This window comes from Gluconacetobacter tumulicola (assembly GCF_014174215.1).
Lineage (GTDB): Bacteria > Pseudomonadota > Alphaproteobacteria > Acetobacterales > Acetobacteraceae > Gluconacetobacter > Gluconacetobacter tumulicola.
Map to the genome: position 1 here is coordinate 21,814 of NZ_JABEQL010000024.1, position 24,598 is coordinate 46,411.

Consider the following 24,598-nt stretch of genomic DNA (forward strand, 5'->3'; position numbering starts at 1 on the left):
GCGGGGAGGGTGGCCTGTCGCCCTGGCGCGATCTGAGGAGTATTCCTGTGTTTGCCACCATCCTGAAAAGCGTTCTGCGCCAGATGCGGCGGCATCCGCTCTATGTCGGGCTCAATATCTTCGGGCTTGCGCTGGGGATCGGCGTGTTTCTGACGCTGGCCCTGCTGGTTCGCTACGAATACAGCTTCAACGCCGCATTGCCGAATGTGGACAGGCTGGTCCGGGTGGACACTCGCTGGGCGATGCCAGGCACCCCGCCGTTCGAATTCGCGGGTAGCACGTTTCGCGTCCTGCCATTCCTGCGCGAGGATTTTCCCGAGATCGAAGCGGGCATCCGGTTGGAAAACACAGACCTGCGCACGGAGCGGGACGGGACTTTTTCCTCGTTCGTCTCCGGCCTGACCGATCCTGCCTTCTTCAGTGTTTTCGGACTGAAACTGCTGCATGGGACGCCGGACCAGGCGCTGGCGCGGCCGGATGGGCTGGTGCTCTCGGCTGGTGCCGCGATCCGGCTGTTCGGGACGACGGACGTGATGGGGCGGATGGTGCCGCTCAACCGCGATGGGGTGACGGTGACGCATACCGTTACCGGCGTGCTGGCGCACCGGACGACGCCGGACTTTCTCTCCGGTATCGAGATGCTGGCGCCGTTTTCCTCGGGGGACATGACGACCCGGCTTTGCTTCCTGAGTTGGGGGAGCGATTGCGGCAGTATTTATCTCAAGTTTCGCAGGCCGGGGGATGCCGATGCGGTGAACGCGCGGCTGCGCGATTTCGTCATCCGCCATGCAGCGGGAGCGGATAGCGATTCCAGCGCGCTGGGGCTGCATCCCGAGAAGATCTTCGGGCTGTTGCTGGCGAAGCTGGGGGAGGCGCGGTTCAATGATTTCCACGTCCTATATGCGGAGGACGGGGTGGACCGCACCGTTATCAACAGTATCGGGCTGATGGGTTTGCTGGCTCTGGCGCTCGCCTGTGCCAATGCGGTCAATCTGGCTACCGCACGGGCCGGTCTGCGCGCGCGCGAGGTGGCGATCCGCAAGACGCTTGGCGCTTCGCGGCGGGTGCTGTTCATCCAGTTCACGGGGGAAGCGATGCTGGCGGCCGCCATTGCCGGCGTGCTTGGCCTGGCCCTGTGCGAGATTCTGGTGCCCGAGGTCGCGAGCCTGACGGGGGAAGAGCTTGTGGTGCGCTACGGACTGGTCGCCGTGGTTCTGCCGCTGATCGTGCTGGTCTGCGGATTTGCCAGCGGGATCTATCCTTCCATGGTCCTGTCCGGCTATCGCCCGGCCGCCGTGCTGGCTGCCGCACGGATGCCGTCCGGCGGACGGGGGGCGGCGCGGCTGCGCGATGCGCTGGTGATGGGGCAGTTCGGCATCGCGATCACGATCGTGATCTGCATGCTGGTGATCAACCGTCAGACGGACTTCATGCGCACGGCCGATCCCGGTTATGTACGCTCGGGGTTGCTGATCGGGTCCCCGATGCCGGGCAGCGATCTGGCTGCCCAGCGCAGGATGCTGGATGCGCTGCGTGCCGTGCCGGGAGTGGTCACAGCCGGTTTCGGCGAACTGGCGCCGCGCCCAAACACAAAGAACTTTGGGACATACAGTTATGACGGGCTGGCCGGGCCGATACGCGTCTCTCTGCTACAGGATGTTGTGAGCACCGGCTATTTCGAGGTCTATCGGCCGCGCCTGCTCGCCGGGCGCGGGTTCGATGCTACCCGCGGGCAGGACGACATGCCGTCGCGCGACGAAATGCAGACCCGTACGGCCAACGCCATTCTCAATGCCAGGGCAGTGTCGCGATTCGGCTTTGCCTCGCCGGACCAGGCGATCGGCAAGATCATCAGGAGCGACAGGAGGATGGCGCGGATCGTCGGCGTGATCGACGATGAGCGCTTCGAATCGCCGCGCCAGGCTGTCTATCCTGAGATCGCCTTCTTCGACACGCTTGCGAAGCAGCCATTCAGCGAACCCATTCCCGCCGTCCGGTTCCAGGGGGGCGCGGAATCCGACATGGCGCGGCGGCTGAATCGCGCGTGGGCGGGTATTCTTCCTGACATTGCCAGCGATTTTTCGGCCGCCGATGCGCGGATGGCGGCCTATTACAGCGGCGACGAGCGGCGCGGGCGGATCTTTACGCTGGGGGCCGTTGCGGCGCTGCTGATTGCCTGCATGGGGCTGTATGGGCTGGCGGCCTTCGCCGCCGCGCGGCGGGTGCATGAGATCGGTATCCGCAAGACGCTGGGGGCTTCCGGGCGGCAGATCGTGGCGCTGCTACTGGGGGATTTCCTGCGGCCCGTGGCGGTGGCGTGCCTGCTGGCCTGCCCGGTCGCATGGGTGGTCATGCGGCACTGGCTGGCGGGGTTCGACGAGCGCATCGCGCTGACGCCGGCGCATTTCCTGATTGCGGTGGCCGGCGCCTTTGCCATCGCCATTCTCACCGTCCTTGGACAGACCTTTCATCTTGCGCGCGCCGAGCCGGCGCGGGCCTTGCGGGCGGAGTGATCGCCATGCGTATTCTTTCAGAGCCTGACCGAAAATATGCGCGGGCGGCGATCCGACGTGCGTTTTCGGCCAGGCTTTCAGCGGCGTTCGGGCTTTCCTTTGCCGCTCTATCACCTGCTGCCGCGCAGACGCTTCAGGAATCGCTGGCGATGGCTTATCGCGGCAATCCGACATTGCTGGGCGAGCAGGCGAACCAGCGCGCCGTGACCGAGAATTCGGCGCAGGCGCGCAGCGGGTGGCGGCCGACCGTGTCGGTCAACATGGATGCGAACTATCAGCAGGGGCCCTATACCAGCGCCTTCGCGCTGGGCACCTTCACGTCGAATTATGCGGAAGGCTATGTCGCGGCCAAGCAGACGCTTTATTCCTTCGGGCATGTCGCCAATCAGGTGCGGGCGGCGGATGCGCGGTCGCGGGCCGAGGGTGAAAACCTGCGCCTGACGGAATCGCAGGTCTTCACCGCCGCGGTCAGTGCCTACATGGATGTATTGCGCGACCGGTACGTGCTGGATGTGCGCGTGGCCGATCTGGAGATGCTGGTGCGGCAGGTGCGGCTGATCACCTCGCGCTACAATCTGGGCGGCGCGCCGGGCGAGCAGGTGACGCGCACCGATGTGGAACAGGCCGAGACGCGGCGCCGTTCGGCCGAGGTGGCCTTGACGCAGGCGCGGGCGACGCTGGCGGCGTCGGAGGCGAATTTCCGGGCCGTCATCGGTATCATGCCGGCGCAACTGACCATGCCGGACGGGTTGCCGGGCCTGCCGCCCTCGATCGAGCAGGCTGTGCGGCAGGCGATCGCGGCCAATCCGCAACTGGCGCAGACGCGCGAGATGAAATCGGCCACCGAGGCCGATATCGATACCGCGCGGTCGCAATGGGGGCCGCAGATTCAGGTGCAGGGGCTGCTGGGCACTGTGGGGCCGGCGGCGCCGTTTCGGGGGCATGAATATTCGGAACAGGTCAGCGGTACCGTGTCGCTGGTGCAGCCGCTTTATAACGGGGACCTGTATAATTCGCAGATCCGGCAGGCGCGCGACAAGGACGAGCAGGCGCGGCAGAATCTGGAACAGGCCCGGCGGGCGGCGTTGCAGGATGTGGTGACCAACTGGCGGGCGGTCGAGAACGGCTTGCAGGCGATCCAGGCCGGTACCGCCGAGGTGCGGTCGGGCGAAACGACGCTGAAGGGTTATCAGGTCGAATATGGCTATGGGCTGCGCAGCACGACCGACGTGCTGTACGCCGACCAGAATCTGCGGGCAGCCCAGGTGGATCTGGCGACCAGCCGCCATGACACGATTGTGGCCGAAGCGAAGCTGCTGGCTTCGATCGGACGGCTTCAGGCCCGCGACCTGTTGCCCGGTATCCAGCATTACAACAGCGGGGCCGCGTTGCAGCGTGCGCGGACGCGCGGGTGGGAGCCGCTTCAGACGCCGATTGCCGCCCTTGACCGGGCGGGCTGGTAGACATGGCAGATACGGGAGGGCGAATGATGTTTGCGTCCGGTTTCAGAATCCTGCCCCGGCATGGGCTCTATGGTGCGATCAACCTGCTTGGGCTGGGGCTGGGGGTTGCCGTCTTTCTGACGATGATGCTGATCGTGCGATACGAATATGGGTATGACAGTTACCTGCCCGGTGCGTCGCATATCTATCAGGTCGATGATGATTTTCGTCCGGCCGGGCGGACGCCCTATGAATCGAGCTATATCAGTTTCGTGCCCGTTCCTTTCATGGAGCAGGACTTTCCGGAAATCGCCCAGGCGGTTCGCGTTTTCGAAAGTCCGGTGCCCGTGCGGGCCGGGGAGGTGCTGGGACGCGACGTGGTGACATTGACCGACCGGAATTTCTTCTCCGTCTTCGGCCTGCCTATTCTGGAGGGGAACAAGGCGACGGCGCTCGATGGACCCGGCAAGGTGGTGCTGTCGGCCACGATGGCGCGGAAGTATTTTGGCACCGTCCACGCGGTTGGCCGCCGGATGCGGATCGACAATGGCGGTGACGAGAGTGTGGTGTCGGCGATCGTGGCCGACCCGCCGCCCAATGCCACCAGCGACTTCAGGATCGTCACCGTTTTTCCCAGTTCCTGGATGGATAAATGGCCCTTTCGCAATTGGGGGAGCCAGTGGGGGCATGTGTGGGTAAGGATCGACGATGCCGGGGCCGTGCCGCGCATCGCCGCCGGATTGCGGGGATTTCCGTATCGGCATCCGGGAGACTGGAAGGAGAGCCTGATCCGTTTTACATATGGCGATGGCGGGTTGACGCTGGTGCCGCTGCGCGCGGTGCATTTCCATAGTGCATCCATCGGCGAAGGGGGCGCCAGCCGCAGGCTGATCGATATCCTGGGGCTGGTCGGGCTGGCGGCGCTGGCGACCGCGATCGTGAATTACGTCAATCTCGCCACCGCGCGATCGGGATTGCGGGCGCGTGAGGTGGCGATGCGCAAGGTGCTGGGGGCGACCCGTCCGGCGCTGGTCGTACGCTTCATGGGCGACGCGATCATGCTGGTCGGGGTCTCGGTGCTTGTCGGGCTGGCGTTGACGGAACTGTCGCTGCGCTGGGTCAACATGCTGGGCGGGTGGAATGTCGCCTTCGACTGGGGTTTCGTGCTGCCGGTGTCGGTGTCGATCGTGCTGGTCGTGGGGGTCGTGGCCGGAATCTATCCCGCGCTGGTCCTGTCGTCGTTCCGGCCGGCGGCCGTGCTGGCGGCGAGCCGGATGCCGGCGGGCGGGCGGATCGAGAGCATGTTGCGCAGCGTGCTGGTGGTGCTGCAATTCGGGTTTGCCATCGTGCTGGCGGTCTGCACGATCGTGATGACCGATCAGGCGGCGTTCGTTCGCGTGCTCGATCGCGGGATCAGCAAGGATGGCGTGATCGTCATCGATGCGCTGGCGGATTCGAGCCTGGTGGCGCGGCAGGAGGAGATCGTGCGCCGGCTGGGCGAGGTGCCGGGGGTACGGATTGCCACGCGATCGGACATGTATCCTCACCACACCATCGACAGCGACAATTTTCGTCCTCCGGGTGGCGATAGTATGATCCCCGTCTGGTGGGGATATGCCACGCCCGGATATTTCGAGGCGATCGGGGCGAGGCTGGTCGCGGGGCGCCTGTTCGACGCGCATCAGGGCAATGATTATCACGCTGCCCGGGAGCAGGAGGTGGCGGGTACCAGCATCGTCATTTCGCGCCTGACGGCGGAACGGTTCGGCTTTGCGTCGCCGGAGGCGGCGGTGGGGCAGGAGTTGCGGCAGGATATGGCTGCGCGAACCTATCGTATCATCGGGGTGATCGACGACATCCGGTTCGGCCGCGCGCACGAGCCGATGCGTCCGTTGCTGTATTACGGCCGCTCGGGATCGTTTGACGAGGCAGGCGCGATCATCCGGTATGAGGGGGCGTCGCAGGCCGAGGAAATGGCGCGTCTGCGGTCGGCCTGGGTGGGCATCGCGCCGGATGTTCCGTTCTCGGCCCAGGGTGTAAGCGATATTTTTGCCGACGATTTTCGCAGCGACCAGAATTATGGTGCGCTGTTCGGCATCGGCTCCGCCGTTGCGATCGGCATTGCCTGCCTGGGGCTGTTCGGCCTGTCGTCGTTCAACGTGTCGCGCCGCCGGCATGAGATCGGGGTGCGCAAGGTGCTGGGGGCGGATCGTCGGCAGGTCCTGGCCCTGCTGGCCGGTCAGTTTCTCCGGCCCGTGCTGATCGCGAACCTGATCGCGTGGCCGGTCGCGTGGGTGTTCATGAGCCGGTGGCTGTCGGGATTCGATCAGCGGATTGCGCTGACGCCATGGCCGTTCGTGATTGCGGCCGGCAGCGCGGCGCTGATCGCGCTGCTGACCGTGATTGGACAATCCGCCAAGGCGGCAGCCGATCCGCCGGCTTCCTCGCTGAGGGCAGGGTAGGGGGAACTGCATGGCGGACACGGGGCGCGCCTGATATGATTTGGAAAAACTGACCGCTATCGGGCGCCGATCTGCTATTCTCCTGCCTTCGGGCGGGAACGGCGGGGTGGTCCTTGCGTCTAGATCTCTGGCGGTTGGGACCTGTGGCCGTGGCGGAGAGGGGTGCATGCGGACAGTTTTTCCGGCGGCGGTTCCGGGGATGGGAGCCGGCGTGCTGGCGCTCCTTTTCCTTCTGTGCGCGGCCGATGCCGCTTTGGCCGATCCGATGCCGCTGCTTCCGGAGGCCGTTGTGCCTCCGCCCGCGCCGGTGGGGGCGTCTGCCGATCAGGCCGGTCCTGCCCTAGATGTTTCGCCATTGCCGGCGCTGGATGACGACGCCGCCAGGAGCGAGGCCCGGCATCTGCTCCAGGCCATGCAGCGTGAGGTGCCGCATTTTCAGGTGGCCTCGCCCGAGGATGCGGCCCGCTGGATCATGTTGGCGCATGCGCAACTGGCCCATGCCAATATCACGATCGACCGCGCGCAGGTGCTGATGGTGGTCGATCGCAATCCGCGGGTGCAGCGTGTGTGCTTCGTGCTGGCGCTGCCTGACAATGAGGAATGGCTGGTGCTGGGCGGGACCCGGGTTTCGACCGGGCAGGCCGGGCGCAAATATTATTACCTGACCCCGACGGGCGTGTTCATCAATTCGCCTGACCGCCTGGGCTATCGTGCCGAAGGCACGCGCAACGAGCATGGTATTCGCGGCCTCGGTGCGCGCGGGATGCGGGTGTGGGACATGGGCTGGCAGTGGGCCGTGAAGGGCTGGCGGCCCGACCGCGAGCAGGGGCAGATCCGGCTGGAAATCCATGCCACCGACCCGGATTTTCTGGAGGCCCGGCTGGGGCGCCCGGCCTCGGAGGGTTGTGTGCGCATTCCGGCGGCGCTGAACCGGTTCATGGATCGTCATGGGCTGCTGGACGCGCAATATGAGCAGGCGGCCAGCTATGATGGCCGCTTCCGCGCCCTGCTGCCGCGTGATCGTACGCCCTCGCCCATCGCGGGGGATGCGATGGTGGTGGTGGATTCCTCGCCCGGCGAGGGCATGACCTGACGGCATCCGTTCGCTGCGTATTGCTTTTCAAAGCGTCCGGCTTCGCTCATGATCATGTGATGAGAACATCCGGATTGCTCCCTTGTCTTGCCCTGCCGGCCTTGCTGCTGCTTTCTCCGGCCCGGGCGGCACCGGCGGCTCAGGGGGCGCCGACGCCCGCCGGCGTCGCGGCGGCGATCCAGGCGGATGGGGTGGCGCAGGCGCTGGGGGCGCTGGATGACGCCGATACGTTCGATACGGTGACGGACGGGATCGCGGCGGCCGATCCGGCCTGGCTGGCGCTGGTGCCGGCCATGGGGCCGGGGCTGGATTCCGACAGCGGCCCGGCGGTGGCGGCGGCGCTGGCGCTGGCGTTGCCGCAGAAGCCGCGCCTGGTTCTGCCGCTGCTGGATGAGGCGACGCCGGCACTGGACCCCGCCCGGGTCTGCGCCCATCCTTTCATGCATGACGAAGTGCCGGACCTGAAAGGGTATGTCCGGCGCACCCGCGCTGCCCTTCGCCGCGTGCGTGACGAGGGGTTGCGTGCGGTGCGGGATCGGTGTCTGGCGGCGCTGGGGACGGCGAAACCGGTCCCCTGAGCGCCTGCCGGCATCAGTGCTGGGCGGGTGTTGCGACTGATTTCCAGGCGCGCAGGGCGGCCAGGGTGCCGCTGATATGGCCATCGGGCGCCATGGCGCTGTAGGCATAGAGAATATGGCCGTCCGGCGCGATCACGTATGAGGTCCGGTTGGCGTAATGCAGCAGTGGCATTTTGGAATCGTAGGAACTGGCGATCTTGCCCGCCGGGTCGGATGCGACGGGGAAGCGGCTGCGGCATTCGCTGACGGAAAAACGGTCCAGCGTTTCGATCTTGTCCATCGACACGCCGATGACCGTGGCGCCCAGCGCCTTGAACTGGTCCATCGCGTCGGCGAAATCATGGGCTTCGATCGTGCAGCCACGCGTGAAGGCCGCCGGGTAGAAATACAGGACCACCGGCCCCTTGTGCAGGGCCTCGGCCAGCGAGAAGCTGAACTGCTTGCCGCCCAGGCTGGCCGGTGCGTCGAACAGGGGTGCCGTGCTGCCCAGCGGCAGTGCCGCCCGGGCCGATGAGAAGGACACCAGCGTCACCCCCGCCAGGGTTGCGGCTACCGGCAGCACCATGCTCAGCCTGGTGAAGCGACGAAGGATATTGGAACGGAGCATTGGCGAACCTTTCGACCGGAAGCGCGCGATCAGGACCGCGAGTCAGGTGAAATGATGACGCAATTGTCCGATCCCGTCGACAGGCGATGGCAGGCCTCGACCGCCGCGTCATGCGACAGGCCGGTCAGCCGGGCGCGATAGAGCATGCCGTGGGGTGCATGCACTCCGGCGACCAGCGGGCGGGCGCTGCCCAGCACGGCGACGGCGCGGCTGCGCGCATGGCCGGCCGCCTGCGATGCCAGCGATGCCGTGCCGAAGGCCCCCACCTGGATAGCCCAATCATGCTGGGCCGGGGCGAGGCTGCCGCGTCGCAGCAGAGGCGCGGGCTCGGCCATGGCAGGGGGAACGAGCTGGAAGCCGTGGCCGGCTGCCGGCGCGGGTGGTGGAGGCGGGGCCGCGGACGCGACGGCGACGGGCGCTGAAGGCCGGGTGCTGTCGGCGCCGTCCGGCCGCGTGCGGGCGGCCCAGGCGGCGCGGACCGCGTCGGCCGACGTGCCCTGGCCGGCGGGGGCGACATTCTTCCATGCCGTATAGGCCGGCGCCGGGGTTGGGCTGGCTTCCGCCGGGGCTTCGGCCACCTGGATCGGCTGGCTGTCGTTGCTGTCCTGATGGTCGGTGCGGTGGGCCCAGGCCGCCCGCACGGAACGGGTTTCGGTGCTGCTCTGTGCGGCGGCGTAGACGCGTCCGCGCGCGACGTCATGGGCTTCGACCATCAGGTCGGTCTGCGAGCGGACATTGGGGGTGATGCCGGCGATCTGCGGCCCGATCGCGGCGACGTAATTACGGGTTTCGCGCGGCAGCGACCGGTTGTGCAGCAGGAAATCGTCCAGCCGCCCGGGCCCCGTATTGTAGGCGGCCAGGAAGCCGGGGGAGCCGTAGATATCGTACATCTGCCGGATATAGGCGGTGCCGGCCATGATGTTGTCGCGGGGGTTGAACGGATCGTCGCCGAGCCCGTATTCGCCCTTCATTTCGTCATAGGTCGGCGGCATGAGCTGCATCAGGCCCATCGCGCCGGGAGCCGACGTGACGAACTGACCGTTGCGGAAGAGCTGGCCGCCGGATTCGCGCTGCATGACCGAGCGAATCCATGTATCGGGCACGTCGAAGCGCTTCGAGGCTTCCATGATATAGGGGCCCCAGGGATCGTCAGGCGGCCCGGGCGGGGCGTAGAAGGATTTGGCGTGGGCCCGGTATTCCGCGGCTTCCTGCATCACCGGGGCATGTTGGCCGGGCTCGGTGGCGCAGGCTGCCAGCAGGCTGGCCAGTCCGACTGCGCCGGCGACGCGGGCCGCGATCCGGCCGGATGGCGATTGCGGCAGATCGCATGCGCGCTCCGTCGTGCGTCGGGACGGACGAGGGGGGCGGGCCTGCTTCTGTCGGGTCATCGGGCGTTCATCCGGGACGGGCGCCCGACCCGTGAGGGAGGCGCCGGGGCAAAGGCAGAAATTTGGCGCCGATTATGGCGAAAATAGGGATCGGGCCCGGTTTCGTACGGCGGATTGGCCTTCGGCATCATGATCGCATCCCGGTCCTGGGCGGAAGTTCAGGTCAGAGAGGAGGAATCTGCCGTAAATCTTTATAGAACGACGTACTTCCATGCAACATGATCACGCTGTCGCAGCGATTGCGCCCGCAGGATGCGGGCGCGCCGTCGCGGGTGGGTGTCAGTTGGTGATCTGGACCTGGATGGACTGGGTGCGCTGGACGACGTTGATTGCCACCTCGTCCTCCACGCGCACCAGGCGCACCGTCACCTTGTCGCCGCCGACTTCCAGATTGTACAGCGTCATCTGGTCCAGGAAATCGGGCAGGCGCGGACGCTGGAAATGCACGGCCACTTCCGCCGGATCGAAGCTCAGCCCCAGGGTGGACTGAATCAGCGCCGGCAGCGTCGCCGCCGCCCAGGCCTGCGGCGAACAGGCGACCGGGTAGCGCACCGGCCCTTCCGCACGGTTGCGGGTGAAGCCGCAGAACAGTTCCGGCAGCCGCCGCAGGTCGGTATGGAACGCGGCGTCGAACATGCCGCGGAACAGGCGCGCGGCCTCGTCGCGATAGCCGTGGTGGGCCAGGCCCAGTCCGATCAGGGCGTTGTCGTGCGGCCAGACCGAGCCGTTGTGATAGGCCATGGGGTTGTAGCGGGCCTCCCCCTCGGGGATGGTGCGGATGCCCCAGCCCGAGAAGGACGAACGGTGCATCAGCCCGGCGACCAGCCGGGGCACGCGGTCCGGCGTCGCGATGTCGGTCAGCAGGATATGGCCCGCGTTCGACGAGCGGACGCGGCAGGGCTTCTTCTGGCCGTCCAGCGCCAGGGCGAAGGTGCCCAGTTCCTCGATCCAGAACCGGGCGTTGAAGGCGACGCGCAATGTTTCGGCCAGATGGTCCTGGCGGTCGGCATAGGCGGTCCTGCCCAGGCGGCGGCCGATGGTCGCGGCGGCGCGGCGCGCGGCATAGACATAGGCCTGGACCTCGCACAGTGCGATCGGCCCTTCGGCCAGGGTGCCGTCGGCGTGGAAGATGCTGTCGTAACTGTCCTTCCAGCCCTGGTTGATCAGCCCGTCCTTGTTGCGGCGGCCATATTCGACGAATCCGTCGCCGTCGCGATCGCCATAGCGGTCGATCCATTCGACGGCGCGTTCGATGTTCGGCCAGATCGTGGTCATCAGCGCCACGTCGCCGGTGCGCTCCAGATACTGGCCCGCCAGCATGACGAACAGCGGCGTGGAATCGATCGAGCCGTAATAATGGCGGAACGGGACCTCGCCCAGTTCGGCCATTTCGCCGTGGCGGACCTCATGGAGGATCTTGCCGGGTTCGGCATCGGCGGTCGGGTCCTCGGTCTGGGCCTGGTGGCGGGCCAGATAGGCCAGCACGCCGCGCGCGATCTCGGGGTCCAGCCACAGGGTCAGCATGGCGGTGATCAGCGCATCTCGGCCGAAGGCGGTGCTGAACCAGGGGACGCCGGCATAGGGGTAGGGGCCGGTCTTCTTGTCCGTCAGCAGCATGTAGATGTCGCAGACGCAGCGGCGGATGGCCTCGTTGAAAATCTCGTTGGAGGTGGCGATCGCCGCGGCGCGGGAGGAGGACAGGCGCAGCGCCCGCCTTGCCTCGACCGCGCCGCGCAGGAAGCGGCGGTTGGGCTGGGTCTCGTGTGGTTCGGTGGGGTCGCATTCGACCTCGTAATGGAGCAGCACCCGCTGGCCCGGCGGCAGATCGAAGCGGTAGGCGGCATGCTGGGCCGTCAGTTCGGCCGGCGGTGGCCAGAAGCGTAGCTGGGTGGTGCGCCGGCGGGCGTCCAGCCCGTCATAGGACAATTTCACCTCGGCATCGCTGATTTCGGGCGCGCGCATCGTGCCGCGGCGGGGGCGGGTGGAACCGCGTGCCTCGAACAGGTCGGCGAAATCGGCCAGGAAACGGATGTCGAGCACCGCGGTACGGGGCTCGACATCGAAATTGCGGATCTCGACCCGTTCGTAGCACACCCGGTTCCACAAGAAGCGCGACCGCCGCACATGCAGCAGGTCGTGGATCATGCGCTGGCCCTCGGGCCCTTCGATGTCGGTGTTGGTCAGGTCGACCGACAGCATCACGTTGTTCTCGCGCACCGTCGAGGACAGCAGGATGGGCCGGGTGCCCTGGAGGCTCATGGAGAGGCCGGACAGGTAGCGTGTGTCGTGGAAATACAGCCCGTCCGCGATGCCGTCGCCGTACAGGATATCGCCCGTCTGGTCGAAGACCCCGAACATGTCACCCTGCTTGAGCGTATGGAGGCGGCGTTCCGACAGCAGGGATTTCGCGGCGACGGGGAAGCCGTCCGGTTCCCCGGCGTGCGTCTGGGTTTCGGCTTGGCTGTCCATGACGGGGGTCCTTCGCTTGAATTGGCGCTTGAATGGATTGTCGGTGTCCGGCGGCGGACGGGTCAGAGCAGCCTGGTGAATTTCAGTAGCAGCCAGGCGATGGCCATGAACAGGAAGCATACGCCGCCGGCTTCGACGGTGCCCAGAGGGCCGGTGGCCAGGAACATGCCGCCGGTATTCATGCCGAAGAATCCGGTCACGAAGGTCGCCGGCAGCATCAGGGTGGTCAGGACCGAAACCGTGTACAGGCGCCGGTTGGTTTCTTCCGCCTGGCCCGAGGCCAGCTCATCCTGCAACGATCGCGCGCGATCCTGCAATGCCATCAGATCGTCCAGCGACGCGTGGATCTGGCGCTGCGAGCGGTCGCGGATATCGTCCTCAGCCCATTCCGGCAGTTCCAGATCCTCGTTGTGGAAGATCCGGTCCACCGGCGAGATCACGCGGCGCAGTTCGGTCGAACGGCGCCGCACCTTGCCGATCAGGCCGCTGATGCGGCCGAAATCGGTATGCTGGTCCAGGGTCAGCAGCAGGTCCTCGGCCCGGTCGAGCTGGTCGTCCAGCATGGCGATGTTCCGCCGGACGCTGTCGGCGAATTCCAGCAGCGTCCGGTCCACGATTTCGGCCGGGGTGAGCGGGACCTCGTCGCGCTGCAGCCAGCGATAGGCGGCGCCCAGCGCGGGCACCGGGTGGCGGCGGGTGGTGATCAGCAGGTCGGGCAGCACCGCGAAACGCCAGGCCGAGACGCTGGTATCGTCGTCGGTCATGCCGTCGTCGAAGCCGGGCAGGGCGCCGTAGACGATGTCGCCTTCGGCTTCCAGCCTGGTGCCCCGGTCGGTGCCGGACAGGGTGGTGCGGGCTTCCTCGGGCAGGCAGGCGATTGCCTCGACCCGAGCCCGGCTGGCGGTATGCACCACGTCGTAATGGAGCCAGACCCAGCCGGCGGGCCGTTCCTCGGCCGTGGCGGGGAGCGCCTCGGTATCCTCGGAATGCGCGGGGCGGCTGTTCAGATACTCGGCCGCCTGCTGGGGCGAGAGCTGGACCGGCCGCTGGCCGGGCATGCACGAGACCGCCCAGACCAGGCCATCCGCCGTATCGCTCTGCGGCGTATCGGCAAGAGACATTTCGGTCTGGGTTATCGTATCGGGCATCGTGATATCCGGGACCGCTCGGAATTCAAGCGCACACTTGGCATGGGTGCCCGTTCGTTGCAATCCCACGCGTGCCAATGAGAGGCAGCGGATTCAGCCGGCCGGCGTGGCGTCGCACCAGAAGCCGAGATGCGGCCCGGCGGCCTCGTCCTCCAGCAGCGGGCCCAGAACCGTGACAGTGTGCTGCCCGCGCGCGAAGACCTCGCGGCAGGGCAGGGAGAAGGTGGGGTTTTCCGGGTGCGCGCCTGTCAGGCCCAGCAGGGCGTGCTCCGACAATCCGTACACCACGCGGCGGATGTTGGTCCAGTAGACGGCCCCGGCGCACATGCAGCAGGGTTCGGCGCTGGTATAGAGCGTGCAGTCGGCCAGCGTTTCGGGCGGGAGGATGCGGGCTGCCTCGGCCACCGCCCGCAGCTCGGCATGCTGGGTCGGGTCGCCCTCGGGCGGCATGGAATTGTTGATGGCCCGGCTGACGACCCGTCCGTCCGCATCGGCGACGAGTGCCGCGAACGGGTGCCGGCCGGTTGCCCGGGCTTCCGCCGACAGCGCGATGGCCTGGCGCAGCATGTCGAGGTCCATCGGTGTGGCGTTCTGGGGGAAGGGGGCGTCATGCATTGTCGTACCCTGCCGGAAAAGCGTGGACGGGGCGGGATCGCCCCGTGCCGTGGATCATTTCAGATCGTCGGGGACCTTGCCGCCGTTTTCGGCCAGTTTCTGCATGACCTGCCGGTGCAGCCAGACATTCATCGACGCGCTGTCGCTGGTGTCGCCGGTATAATGCAGTTCCTCGGCCAGTTGCTTGCGCGCGGCCAGCGAACTGTCCAGGCCCAGCAGCTTCATCAGATCGACGATCGACTGTTGCCAGTTGAGCTTCTGCTGTGCCTTGGCGGCCAGGTCGGTCAGGATGGCGGCGACATCCACCGGGGCGGGCGGCGCGGAGGGCGCGACCGGTGCCGGCGTCTGTCCCGCCGGGGGCGCGGCCGGTGTCGTGGTGGCGGGAGCGGCCGCCGGGGTGGTGGCTTCAGCATGGCCGAAGATCGTGGACAGGATGGTGCCGAGGATGCTCATGCGCGGACTCTCCTTGCGGCGGCGCCGCCCGGGGCACGTCGTGTCCCCCGGGCGGCGCTGCGCCTTAGTAGCGGTACAGGTCGTTCTTGAACGGCCCGTTGACCGGAACGCCGATATAGTCGGCCTGTTTCGCCGACATCTTCGACAGTTCGGCGCCGACCTTGGCCAGGTGCAGGGCCGCCACCTTCTCGTCGAGCTGCTTGGGCAGGGTGTAGACCTGACGCTCGTACTTGCCCTCGGGGGCGGTCCACAGCTCGATCTGCGCCAGCGTCTGGTTGGTGAAGGACGCCGACATGACGAAGGACGGGTGGCCCGTGGCGTTGCCCAGGTTCACCAGACGGCCCTCGGACAGCAGGATCAGGCGCTTGCCGTCGGGGAAGATGACCTCGTCGACCTGCGGCTTGATGTTGTCCCACTGGAAGTTGCGCAGCGCCTCGACCTGGATCTCGGAATCGAAATGCCCGATATTGCAGACGATGGCGCGGTGCTTCATCGCGCGCATGTGGTCGACGGTGATGATGTCGACATTGCCGGTGCAGGTGACGAAGATGTCGCCGCGCGGGGCGGCGGCTTCCATCGTCACGACCTCGTAGCCTTCCATGGCGGCCTGCAGGGCGCAGATCGGGTCGACCTCGGTCACCAGCACGCGGCAGCCGGCATTGCGCAGCGAGGCGGCGGAGCCCTTGCCGACATCGCCGTAGCCGGCGACGACCGCGACCTTGCCGGCCATCATGACGTCGGTGCCGCGACGGATCGCGTCGACCAGGCTTTCGCGGCAGCCGTACAGATTGTCGAACTTGGACTTGGTGACGCTGTCATTGACGTTGATCGCCGGCACGGCCAGCGTGCCCTTCTTCGCCATTTCCCACAGGCGATGCACGCCGGTGGTCGTCTCCTCGGACAGGCCGCGCACGTCCTTCAGCATCTCGGGATACTTGTCGTGCATCAGCACGGTCAGGTCGCCGCCATCGTCGAGGATCATGTTCGGCGTCCAGCCGTCCGGACCGGTGATGGTCTGCTCGATGCACCACCAGAATTCTTCCTCGGTCAGGCCCTTCCATGCGAAGACCGGCACGCCGGTCGCGGCGATCGCGGCGGCGGCGTGGTCCTGGGTCGAGAAGATGTTGCACGAGGACCAGCGGACCGTGGCGCCCAGCGCGGTCAGGGTCTCGATCAGCACGGCGGTCTGGATCGTCATGTGCAGGCAGCCGGCGATACGCGCGCCTTTCAACGGCTGGCTGGCCCCGAATTCCTCGCGCAGCGCCATCAGGCCTGGCATTTCGCCCTCGGCGATCGCGATTTCCTTGCGGCCCCATTCCGCGAGAGCGATGTCGCGTACCTTGTAGTCCGTGCTGGCGGTCATGTTCCGTCCTGTTTCGGTTGATGCAGAATCCCGGCGGGTATAGACGCTCGGGCGCGCCAGGGCTAGCGCGGGCTCCGACCCCGGAGCCCTCAGGCCGTGGCGATGGCCTCGGCCGCGCGGAGCAGGCGCAGGAAATTGCCGCCCCAGATCGCGGCGATCTGGTCGTGGTCGTAGCCGCGACGGTGCAGCTCTGCCGTCAGTGACTGGCTCTGGGCGGCGTCGCGCCAGCCCTCGATGGTGCCGCCGCCGTCGAAATCGGACGAGATGCCGACATGGCGCACGCCGATCCGGGCTGCCACATAGTCGATATGGTCGACATAATCGGCCACGCTGACCGGGCGCTGGGCCCGGACCTCGCGCGGGCGGAGGAAGGCATCGACGGCCGTGATGTGGACCACGCCGTCGCAGTCGCGCAGGGCGTCGAGCTGTTCGTCATCCAGGTTGCGCGGATGGTCGCAGAGCGCGCGGACGCAGGAATGGGTGGCCAGGACCGGGCTGCGCGACAGGCGCACCGCCTGCATCATGGTGCTGCGCGCGGTGTGGGAGATGTCCACCATCAGGCCCAGCCGGTTCATTTCGGCGATGGCCTCGCGCCCCAGGCCGGACAGGCCGCCATGGCGGGATTCGGGATCGTTCAGCGCGGGCATCGGGCGGGCGGAATCGGCCAGCGCGTTGTGGCCGTTATGGGTCAGCGTCATGTAGCGCGCACCGCGCGCGCGGAACTGTGCCAGCAGCGACAGATCCTCGCCCATCGCATAGCCGTTCTCGACCGCCGGGACGATGGCGGTGATGCCCTCGTGGAACGCGGCCTCGATATCCGCCGCGAGGGGGCAGATCCGTGCCGGGCCGCCTTCGACCCCCCGGTTGATCGCATCCAGCATCGCCAGGGCCTGGCGGGAGATGGCGGCGTGGGCGGTCGGGTCGGTGGCGCCCTGTCCGACATAGGCCACCAGGCAGGCGGCGGCGATTCCGCCCCGGCGCAGCTTGGTCAGGTCGACATGGCGATAATCGGTGTCCTGCGTGAAATCGCCCCGGTCGGGCCAGGGGATGTCGATATGCGTATCGACGGTGAGCAGGGCGCTGTGCGGTCGGTCGGTCATGATGAGGCAGTGTAGGCCGGAAACGGCCGGTCCGTAAGGGACTCACCTGCTCTGTCTGTCCGAATGAAAGGACCCTGCGCCCCTCGGGAAGGGCGCAGGGCAGGGATAGTCACAGGTCCGTTCAGGCACAGGTCCGTTCAGGCGGGAACGCCCGTGACGTGCCGGGGCGCCTGCGGGGCGGGAAGGCCGGCCGGCAGGATGGGATGGCCGAACTGGGCCTCGATCACTTCCGCCATGGCGAGATACAGGGCGGAGGCGCCGCAGAGCAGCCCCTCATACCCCGCGATGCGGGTGATCATGAGATTGCCTGTCCACTCGCCCAGCGCGAGCAGGAAGAACAGGAGCGTCAGTGAGGAGAACACGAACTGCAGCACGCGGTTGCTGCGCAGCGTGCCGATGAACATGAAGCCCGTGAAAACGCCCCAGAGCGCGAGATAGGCCCCCATGGCCGGGGCGGTCGCCGCCGGGATCAGGCCGAATTTCGGCAGGATGACGAGCAGGACGAGGGAGATCCAGAACGCGCCATAGGCCGTGAAGGCCGTCAGCCCGAACGTGTTGCCCTTGGGATATTCAAGCAGCCCGGCCAGGATCTGGGCCCATCCGCCGAAGATGATCCCCATGGCCAGGACCGACGAATTGAGCGGCAGGAAACCGGCATTGCAGAGATTGAGCAGGATCGTCGTCATCCCGAAGCCGGCGAGACCGAGGGGCGCTGGATTGGCGAGAGGTTTCATGACGGGAAACTCCATCGGCCACAGGGGCTGTCCGATCAGCCCGAAACGCTGTGACCGTCGGGATTTTTCTCGTCCTTTTTATAGAAAGGAACAATAACAAATATATGTTAGGTGAATAGGTCGCGGTCACAAGGCGGTTATCCTCCGCAGGCTCATGATCGTGCGGGAGCGACCCGATCTTACGACCGATGGTCGGTGCGACAGGACCGGGTCGGGCGTTATTCTTCGTCCGTCGTCAGTTTTTCCCGGGGCGTGGCGTTACATTTCTGTTCCTCGATGATCGCGATGATGGCCTCGCTCACGGTCTGCCAGCGTGCGGCACGGACCTCGTCGCCGGCATCCCGCGCCTGGGCAAGATGGGTGCGCGCGATCAGCAGGGCGTGGGAGCCGTGATGGTCCACCAGTTCGATCGCCTCGACCGGGATCAGTTTGTGCAGGGTCCGCATGTCCGCCTCCTGTATCGGACGGATGTCGGAACTTGACGTGGCGCGTGCCGGGTCGCCGTGCAAGCGGGTATCGGGGATGTGATCGGGCTGTCGAAGCGATTTTTAAAAGAGTGTGACATTAAAAGGAAAGAACGGGTTTAGACGGATGGTCTCGCCGCTGGGTGGGCGGCGGCCCTCGCGCCGCCGGGGGGGAGCTGGTATACGGGCGGGCCGTCATTCCGTGGCAAGCAGGCCTGTCGCGGATCGACCATCACAGCGTGAAGAGCGGCTGCCTTGCCCCAGGAAAATGGATTGTCCCGTCAGAAGACCGTCATCGTCAGCGGAGCGACCGGTGGAATCGGGCAGTTTCTGTGCCGTCGGCTGCGCCAGGACGGTTATCGGATCGTCATCCTGTCGCGTCGCGCGGACGTGCCGCCCGGTATCGAGGCCGATCTGGCCGTGCGCTGCGACCTGATGGATGCGGGCGCGATCGCGGCGGCGGGGCGGACCGTTCGTGACGCCTGCCCGACGATCGACCTGTTCATTTCCTGTGCGGGCACGATCTCTCCCCAGCCCGTTGGCGCCCTGGATGGCGAGGATGTCCGACGGCAGGTGGACACCAATCTGACCGGCGTGATCCTGCTGACCAATGAAATGCTGCCGAACATCGTGGCCGGTGGGCGGGTGCTGTTCGTCAACTCGATGGCGGGCGTGTTTCCGCTGGCGGGCAGTGCCGTCTATACCGCGTCGAAATTCGGGTTGCGCGGTTTCGCGCGGGCCCTGGCGCTGGAACTGAGGCCCCGGCGCATCCGTGTCACGTCGGTGTTTCCCGGGAGCGTGGATACGGCCATGTTCCGCGAGGAAATGGAGCAGGGCGGGTCGCTGCTGAACTTCATGTCCTGGCCGCAGGCGCCCGAGCGGGCGGCGGACTGGATTCTGGGGGCGGCGCGGGGCGGGAAGGAGGAGCATTTCCCGTCGCTCGTCGACAGGATCTTTCCTCCGCTGTTCTTATGGTCGCCGGTTTTCCTGCGCCTGTGCCTGCCGGTCATGATCGTGTGGTCGCATCTGACCCGATGGTACTATCTGCGGCGGCAGGCGCGCGGCTAGGCGGGGCGTCAGTTTTCCTCGACGGGCAGTTCCTGCACCCGCACGGCCTTGCCGGTACGGTCGTAATAGAAGATCGCGTTGCCGCGCCGTTCGGCATAGCCGTCCGGCGTGCCCTGCGGCGTCCAGAACAGCAGGCGGTTGGCGTCGGACTGTTCGACCACCCTGTCGCCGGCGGGGCGAAAATGGAACTGGCTGAAATCCTTGTGCGCGCTGGGCACCGGCGGGCGGATGGCCAGCTGATGCATCGACGGGCCCTTGGCCTCGTCATCTTCCTGCGCGAGCGCCAGCGCCGGCGCGCCCGTGGCGGCGAGGCAGAGGGATACCGCCAGAATACGCAGTGTTCTGTCCTGCATGACCGTATCCTCCTTCGTCCTGTGGTCCGGCGTCCTGTGGTCCGGTCGGCGGGAACATCCTCCGTTTTTCTCTCCGGCGCAACCGGCCGTGTTAACCGGCAGTGTTACTGGAAGGGCAGGTAGCGGAAATCGAAGAAGATCTGGCTGACGCTGGTGGAGGGGGCGCCGCCGATGCCTTTCCAGGTCTGCAGGCGCGAATAGGCGAGCTGGGTTCCGACCTCGACCGTGCCATACCGGCCCTGGAGGAAGCGCCACCAGGCGCCGACGGTGAATTCCTGCACCGAGCGGATGCTGGCCGTGCAGGCCAGCGGCGACATTTCCACCTCGCACCCTGCGTTGGAAGACATGGGGTTGCCGTAACCGTAGGCTGAGCCGCCGGAGGAGAAATAGCTCCGGCCCGAACGCTGCATGCCGTAATAGCCATAGACGTCGATCCGCTGATCCGGATGGGCGACGATGCCTGCTGTTGCCTGCGCATCGGGCAGGGGTTTCGGCTTGCCCTGGGCATTCAGCGTGACGTCCGGCAGCAGGACCGACCCGTAGCGGCCGACGCCGACTCCCGCGAGCCCGGACAGGTGGATTTCGACCCTGTGGGGGATGACCGGCAGCACCGCCGACGCGCCGCCGCCGCCGGCGATGGCTGTGTTGTTATGGCCCGTGCCGTTCGCGAAGACGCGATCATGGGGGAAGCGGACGATTCCTTCGGCCTCGTAATGGCCCCAGGCCGGGTCCCACGCGACCTTGCCGATGACGTCGGGCGCGATTTCGTCGGAATAATTGGTGGTGAATTCGGTCAGGCCGGTGCCGTTGGCGCCGATGGTGGCCGTGCCGCCATTGGGCAGCGCGACCGTGCCGTTATCATTGTCGAAGCCCGTGGTGTCGTAGATCGTCGCGGGATTTTCGATCGACAGGCCGAGCCACAGCCGGTGGTGCAGCATGTCATGGACGAAGCGGGCCTGCCATTGCCGGGTCCAGGTCTGGCCGGCCAGCATGGAGGATTCGATGGTCTCGGGCAGGCTTTCCTGCCGGGCGACGATGCCGACGCGGCCGGGGGTCATCAGGCTCCAGGCCTGACCGATCAGCAGGTGGTTGCCGTCGCGCGTGTCGTCATAGCTCAGATAGGCCTGGCGCAGGCGCGGTACATAGGCGTTGCTTTCGTACGGGTTTGTGGTTTCCGCACCGGCGCCGAAATCGGTTTCGACGAAACCGGACACGGTCGTATACGAGTCGATATTGGCGCGGGCCATGAGCGAGAATCGGCTGTAGCGCGGGCTGCCTTCGAAGCTGTTCTCGTGATAATTGGCGCTGTGGGGGAACGGCATGGCCGTCCAGTAATTGAACGTGCCCGATGCGATATGGCGATTTTCCAGAACAGCCGAAGTGTCGAAGAAGCCGCCGAGGATGACCGTGACCGGCCCGACATGGAACACGCCATGATCGCCCAGCGCACCGGCGGCCTGCGCGCCGGCGGTTTCGCGCGGGTGGGGGCCGACATTATTGTCGGCGACGCGGTTGACCATGTCTTCGTCGCGGTGGCGGACCACGGCGGCGTAGGTTGGCGTGTCTTCGCCGATCGTGGGCGTGGGGGCTTCGCCGGGATACAGATGGGCATGGTTTGCCTGGCCGGGGGCGGGTTTTTCGGTCGTGCGGGCCAGTTGGCGTGACCCCGCCGCGCCGTGCCCGGAAGAGGGATGGTCGTGCGTGACTGATTCGTTGGCGGTGGCCGTGTGGGCCAGGTGCAGATGGGCCCGATGCTGCGCCAGTTCGCGGCGCATCGCCATCAGGTCCCTCTGCAGTTCGAGCTGCTGCTCCTGGATGCGGGAGATCTGGTTCTCCATCGCCTCGATCGCTTCGGCTTCCTCCGGCCCCTGGCCCTGGGCATGGGCGGCGGCCGGTACGAGCGTGGAGCAGCAGAGCAGGAACAGCGGGAAGGGCCGCTTTATGGGCAGGGAGGGCAATGGCATTCGGGGACAATCGCATGAAGGCTGATGAAGTTTCTGCGAGTATGTCAAAAGATTTCTCAGAAAAGGTAAATAATAATTTCTTTTAGTTTTGTTTCATTATGAAATATATTGAATTTAACATATTCAAATTTAGAATTAATTGATGTCAGATGCCCGTTTCCGCGCGGCCGGTGGCCTGCATCGGAGACTCAAAGCCTGTCTGGAAATGCGGGCTGGACCGTATGCCGCCGGGGCCGATATGTCGCTCATGGAAAGACATGCGGGGAAGGAGCCCGAAACGATGGCGAAGCTGATCCATTCCATGATCCGGGTGCGGGACGAGGCGGCGTCGCTGGCCTTCTACGAGCGGGCCTTCGGCCTGACCGTGGCCGACCGGCTGGTGTTCGACGGGTTCACCCTGATCTATCTGTCCAACGCCGAGCAGACTTTCGAGCTGGAACTGACGGTCAATCACGATCGCGACCGGCCCTATGAACTGGGGGACGGGTATGGGCATCTGGCGGTGTCGGTCGAGGATGTCGAGGCCGAACATGCCCGTTTCGTCAGCGAGGGGCTATCGCCGCTGCCGGTGAAGCAACTGGCGCTGGGGGATCGGGTGGTCGGCCGCTTCTTCTTCGTCGTCGATCCGGACGGGTACAGGATCGAGGTGCTGCAGCGCGGCGCGCCCGGTCGTTTCCTTTGATATGAGCGGGGCGCGTGGCCTATAAGGCGCGCATGATGATCCCCTTCAGCAAGATGCACGGTCTGGGCAACGATTTCGTCGTGGTGGACGAGCGTGTGGAACGCCACGGGCTGACGCCTGCGCGCATTGCCGCCCTGGCCGACCGCCATCGCGGGATCGGGTGCGACCAGTTTGTGGTGCTGCGCCCGGCCTGCCGCGATGGGGCGGATGTTTTCGTGCGCTTTTTCAATGCCGATGGCAGCGAGTCCGGCGCCTGCGGCAACGCGTCGCGCTGCGTGGCCGACCTGCTGTGGCGGGGCGATGGGCGGCGGGAGAGCGTGTTGCAGACCCGGGCCGGGCTGCTGCCGGCCCGGGTGGGTGAGACCGGGCTGGTGACGGTCGATATGGGCGCGCCAGCGCTGGAGTGGCGCGACGTGCCGCTGGCGGAGCCGGTCGATACGCTGCATCTGCCGCTGGCGGGCGATCCGGCGGCGGCCTCGATGGGCAATCCGCATGCCACCTTCTTTCTGGACGATATTCTGGACCTCGACCCGCTCGTGGCCGGGCCGCTGCTGGAGCATGATCCGCTGTTTCCCGAACGGGCCAATATCGGCTTTGCGCAGATCCTCTCACGCGAGGCCATGCGGCTGCGCGTGTGGGAGCGGGGCAGCGGGCTGACGCTAGCCTGCGGGTCGGGCGCCTGTGCGGCGGTGGTGAATGCCGTGCGGCGTGGGCTGGTGGAGCGCACCTGCCGGGTGGAGATGGATGGCGGCGCCTTGTCGATCACCTGGCGGGAAGCGGACGGGCACGTGCTGATGACGGGGCCGGCGACCACCAGTTTTGTCGGGACCTTCGACCCCGAGGCCTATCCGTCATGAGCAGGCTGCCCGAGATCCTGACCTTCGGCTGCCGGCTGAACACCTATGAGAGCGAGGTGATGCGCGGCCATGCGGCGGGGCTGGACGATGTGATCATCGTCAATACCTGTGCCGTGACCGCCGAGGCCGAGCGCCAGGCGCGGCAGGCGATCCGCCGGGCGCACCGGGACCGGCCGGACGCGCGCATCGTCGTGACCGGCTGCGCGGCGCAGATCGACCCCGGCCGTTGGGAGGCGCTGCCCGGCGTGGCCCGCGTGCTGGGCAATCGCGAGAAGCTGGACGCCGCGAGCTGGACCCCGGCGGCGCTGGGGGAAGGGCGCGCGGTATCGGACATCATGGCGGCGACCGAGACGGTGCCGCATCTGGTGACGGAATTCGCCGGCCGGACCCGCGCCTTCGTCGAGGTGCAGCAGGGATGCGACCATCGCTGCACCTTCTGCATCATCCCGTTCGGGCGGGGGCCGTCGCGCTCGGTGCCGGTGGGCGCGGTGGTGGAGCAGGTGCGCGCGCTGGTCGCCTCGGGTTATCGCGAGGTGGTGCTGACGGGGGTGGATATTACCTCGTGGGGTGGCGATCTGCCGGGGCAGCCCGCGTTGGGGCAGCTCTGTCGCCGGCTGCTGGTGCTGGTGCCGGAACTGGAGCGGCTGCGCCTGTCGTCGGTCGATCCGGTGGAGATCGACGAGGATCTGTGGCGCCTGCTGGAAAGCGAGCGGCGTTTCATGCCCTATCTGCACCTGTCGCTGCAGGCCGGGTCGGACATGGTGCTGAAGCGGATGAAGCGGCGGCATCTGGTGGCCGATGTGGCCGGGGTGATCGCGCGGGCGCGGGCCTGCCGGCCGGATCTGGGCATTGGCGCGGATGTGATCGCGGGCTTTCCGACCGAAAGCGATGCATTGTTCGACGAGACGCTGGAGTTCGTGCGCGGGCAGGGGCTGCCGTACCTGCATGTGTTTCCCTATAGCGAGAGGCCGGGGACGCCGGCGGCAAAGATGCCCGCCGTGCCGGTGGCGACCCGGCGCGAGCGCGCGGCGCGGCTGCGCGCGGCGGGGCAGGAGGCGGCGCGGGCCTATCATACCAGGTTGCTGGGGCGGACGCTGAACGTGCTGCTGGAGACCGCGACCAGCGGGCATTCCGAGGAATTCGCGCCTGTCCGCCTGGCGGGGGGCGAGGCCGAAGCCGGGCGCATCGTGGCCGTGCGGGCCACGGCGGTTGACGAAAACGGTCTGGTGGCGGAAATCCTCTGAC

Annotated in this window: 21 protein-coding genes; 9 read left to right on the top strand and 12 right to left on the bottom strand. The window is 66.7% G+C overall.

From position 1 onward, the window contains the following. Positions 1–47: 47 nt before the first annotated feature. The 5 genes from HLH29_RS14980 to HLH29_RS15000 all read left to right on the top strand — a co-directional run bounded on the left by HLH29_RS14980 (position 48) and on the right by HLH29_RS15000 (position 8,088). Positions 48–2,513 carry an ABC transporter permease gene (locus HLH29_RS14980; protein WP_182968183.1) on the top strand — a complete coding sequence of 822 codons (2,466 nt, stop codon included), beginning with the start codon at positions 48–50 and terminating at the stop codon, positions 2,511–2,513. 5 nt (positions 2,514–2,518) lie between these two features. Beyond that, positions 2,519–3,976: a TolC family outer membrane protein gene (locus HLH29_RS14985; protein WP_182968184.1), complete on the top strand. Its 1,458-nt coding sequence runs from the start codon at positions 2,519–2,521 to the stop codon at positions 3,974–3,976. A 23-nt stretch (positions 3,977–3,999) separates the two neighbouring features. Beyond that, positions 4,000–6,417: an ABC transporter permease gene (locus HLH29_RS14990; RefSeq protein ID WP_246374286.1), complete on the top strand. Its 2,418-nt coding sequence runs from the start codon at positions 4,000–4,002 to the stop codon at positions 6,415–6,417. Between the two features lie 166 nt (positions 6,418–6,583). After that, on the top strand, positions 6,584–7,510 hold the full coding sequence (locus HLH29_RS14995) for a L,D-transpeptidase (protein WP_182968185.1): 927 nt from the start codon (positions 6,584–6,586) through the stop codon (positions 7,508–7,510). 74 nt (positions 7,511–7,584) lie between these two features. Further along, positions 7,585–8,088 carry a hypothetical protein gene (locus tag HLH29_RS15000; protein ID WP_182968186.1) on the top strand — a complete coding sequence of 168 codons (504 nt, stop codon included), beginning with the start codon at positions 7,585–7,587 and terminating at the stop codon, positions 8,086–8,088. 13 nt (positions 8,089–8,101) lie between these two features. Here HLH29_RS15000 and HLH29_RS15005 read toward each other — a convergent pair whose 3' ends face one another. The 10 genes from HLH29_RS15005 to HLH29_RS15050 form a co-directional block, all read right to left on the bottom strand. Continuing rightward, positions 8,102–8,695 (bottom strand): peroxiredoxin, encoded by a 594-nt coding sequence (locus HLH29_RS15005; protein WP_182968187.1) that lies wholly within the window; start codon positions 8,693–8,695, stop codon positions 8,102–8,104. A gap of 29 nt (positions 8,696–8,724) precedes the next feature. Continuing rightward, positions 8,725–10,083 (bottom strand): lytic transglycosylase domain-containing protein, encoded by a 1,359-nt coding sequence (locus HLH29_RS15010; RefSeq protein ID WP_182968188.1) that lies wholly within the window; start codon positions 10,081–10,083, stop codon positions 8,725–8,727. Positions 10,084–10,362: 279 nt separating this feature from the next. After that, entirely contained in the window at positions 10,363–12,552 is a 2,190-nt protein-coding gene (locus HLH29_RS15015; RefSeq protein ID WP_182968189.1) for an amylo-alpha-1,6-glucosidase, read from the bottom strand. 62 nt (positions 12,553–12,614) lie between these two features. After that, positions 12,615–13,700 carry a CorA family divalent cation transporter gene (locus tag HLH29_RS15020; protein ID WP_182968190.1) on the bottom strand — a complete coding sequence of 362 codons (1,086 nt, stop codon included), beginning with the start codon at positions 13,698–13,700 and terminating at the stop codon, positions 12,615–12,617. Between the two features lie 93 nt (positions 13,701–13,793). After that, entirely contained in the window at positions 13,794–14,315 is a 522-nt protein-coding gene (locus HLH29_RS15025) for a nucleoside deaminase (RefSeq protein WP_182968191.1), read from the bottom strand. A gap of 54 nt (positions 14,316–14,369) precedes the next feature. After that, positions 14,370–14,768 (bottom strand): DUF3597 domain-containing protein, encoded by a 399-nt coding sequence (locus HLH29_RS15030; RefSeq protein WP_182968192.1) that lies wholly within the window; start codon positions 14,766–14,768, stop codon positions 14,370–14,372. Positions 14,769–14,832: 64 nt separating this feature from the next. Next, positions 14,833–16,131, bottom strand: coding sequence for an adenosylhomocysteinase (ahcY, locus tag HLH29_RS15035; RefSeq protein ID WP_182968193.1), 1,299 nt, complete (start codon positions 16,129–16,131; stop codon positions 14,833–14,835). Between the two features lie 89 nt (positions 16,132–16,220). Then, positions 16,221–17,231, bottom strand: a complete 1,011-nt coding sequence (locus HLH29_RS15040) for a dipeptidase (RefSeq protein ID WP_182968194.1) — start codon at positions 17,229–17,231, stop codon at positions 16,221–16,223. Between the two features lie 137 nt (positions 17,232–17,368). Then, on the bottom strand, positions 17,369–17,965 hold the full coding sequence (locus HLH29_RS15045) for an acetate uptake transporter (protein WP_182968195.1): 597 nt from the start codon (positions 17,963–17,965) through the stop codon (positions 17,369–17,371). 218 nt (positions 17,966–18,183) lie between these two features. Then, on the bottom strand, positions 18,184–18,411 hold the full coding sequence (locus tag HLH29_RS15050; protein WP_182968196.1) for a hypothetical protein: 228 nt from the start codon (positions 18,409–18,411) through the stop codon (positions 18,184–18,186). 291 nt (positions 18,412–18,702) lie between these two features. Between HLH29_RS15050 and HLH29_RS15055 the strand changes: the two genes are divergently transcribed. After that, the gene (locus HLH29_RS15055) at positions 18,703–19,497 is read left to right on the top strand and encodes an SDR family NAD(P)-dependent oxidoreductase (RefSeq protein ID WP_182968197.1); all 795 of its coding nucleotides are present in this window, start codon (positions 18,703–18,705) and stop codon (positions 19,495–19,497) included. 8 nt (positions 19,498–19,505) lie between these two features. On the opposite strand, the gene HLH29_RS15060 is transcribed toward HLH29_RS15055, so the two are convergent. Both HLH29_RS15060 and HLH29_RS15065 read right to left on the bottom strand, forming a co-directional pair. Further along, the gene (locus tag HLH29_RS15060; RefSeq protein ID WP_182968198.1) at positions 19,506–19,850 is read right to left on the bottom strand and encodes a hypothetical protein; all 345 of its coding nucleotides are present in this window, start codon (positions 19,848–19,850) and stop codon (positions 19,506–19,508) included. Between the two features lie 104 nt (positions 19,851–19,954). Further along, on the bottom strand, positions 19,955–21,814 hold the full coding sequence (locus HLH29_RS15065) for a hypothetical protein (protein WP_182968199.1): 1,860 nt from the start codon (positions 21,812–21,814) through the stop codon (positions 19,955–19,957). Positions 21,815–22,094: 280 nt separating this feature from the next. Here HLH29_RS15065 and HLH29_RS15070 point away from each other — a divergent pair, with 280 nt between their 5' ends. The 3 genes from HLH29_RS15070 to mtaB are packed head-to-tail and all read left to right on the top strand — an operon-like array spanning position 22,095 to position 24,597. Then, positions 22,095–22,496, top strand: a complete 402-nt coding sequence (locus HLH29_RS15070; RefSeq protein WP_182968200.1) for a VOC family protein — start codon at positions 22,095–22,097, stop codon at positions 22,494–22,496. 32 nt (positions 22,497–22,528) lie between these two features. After that, positions 22,529–23,353, top strand: coding sequence for a diaminopimelate epimerase (gene dapF / locus HLH29_RS15075; protein WP_182968201.1), 825 nt, complete (start codon positions 22,529–22,531; stop codon positions 23,351–23,353). Continuing rightward, the gene (gene mtaB, locus HLH29_RS15080) at positions 23,350–24,597 is read left to right on the top strand and encodes a tRNA (N(6)-L-threonylcarbamoyladenosine(37)-C(2))-methylthiotransferase MtaB (RefSeq protein ID WP_182968202.1); all 1,248 of its coding nucleotides are present in this window, start codon (positions 23,350–23,352) and stop codon (positions 24,595–24,597) included. The genes dapF and mtaB overlap by 4 nt, the downstream gene beginning before the upstream one ends. Position 24,598 lies beyond the last annotated feature (1 nt).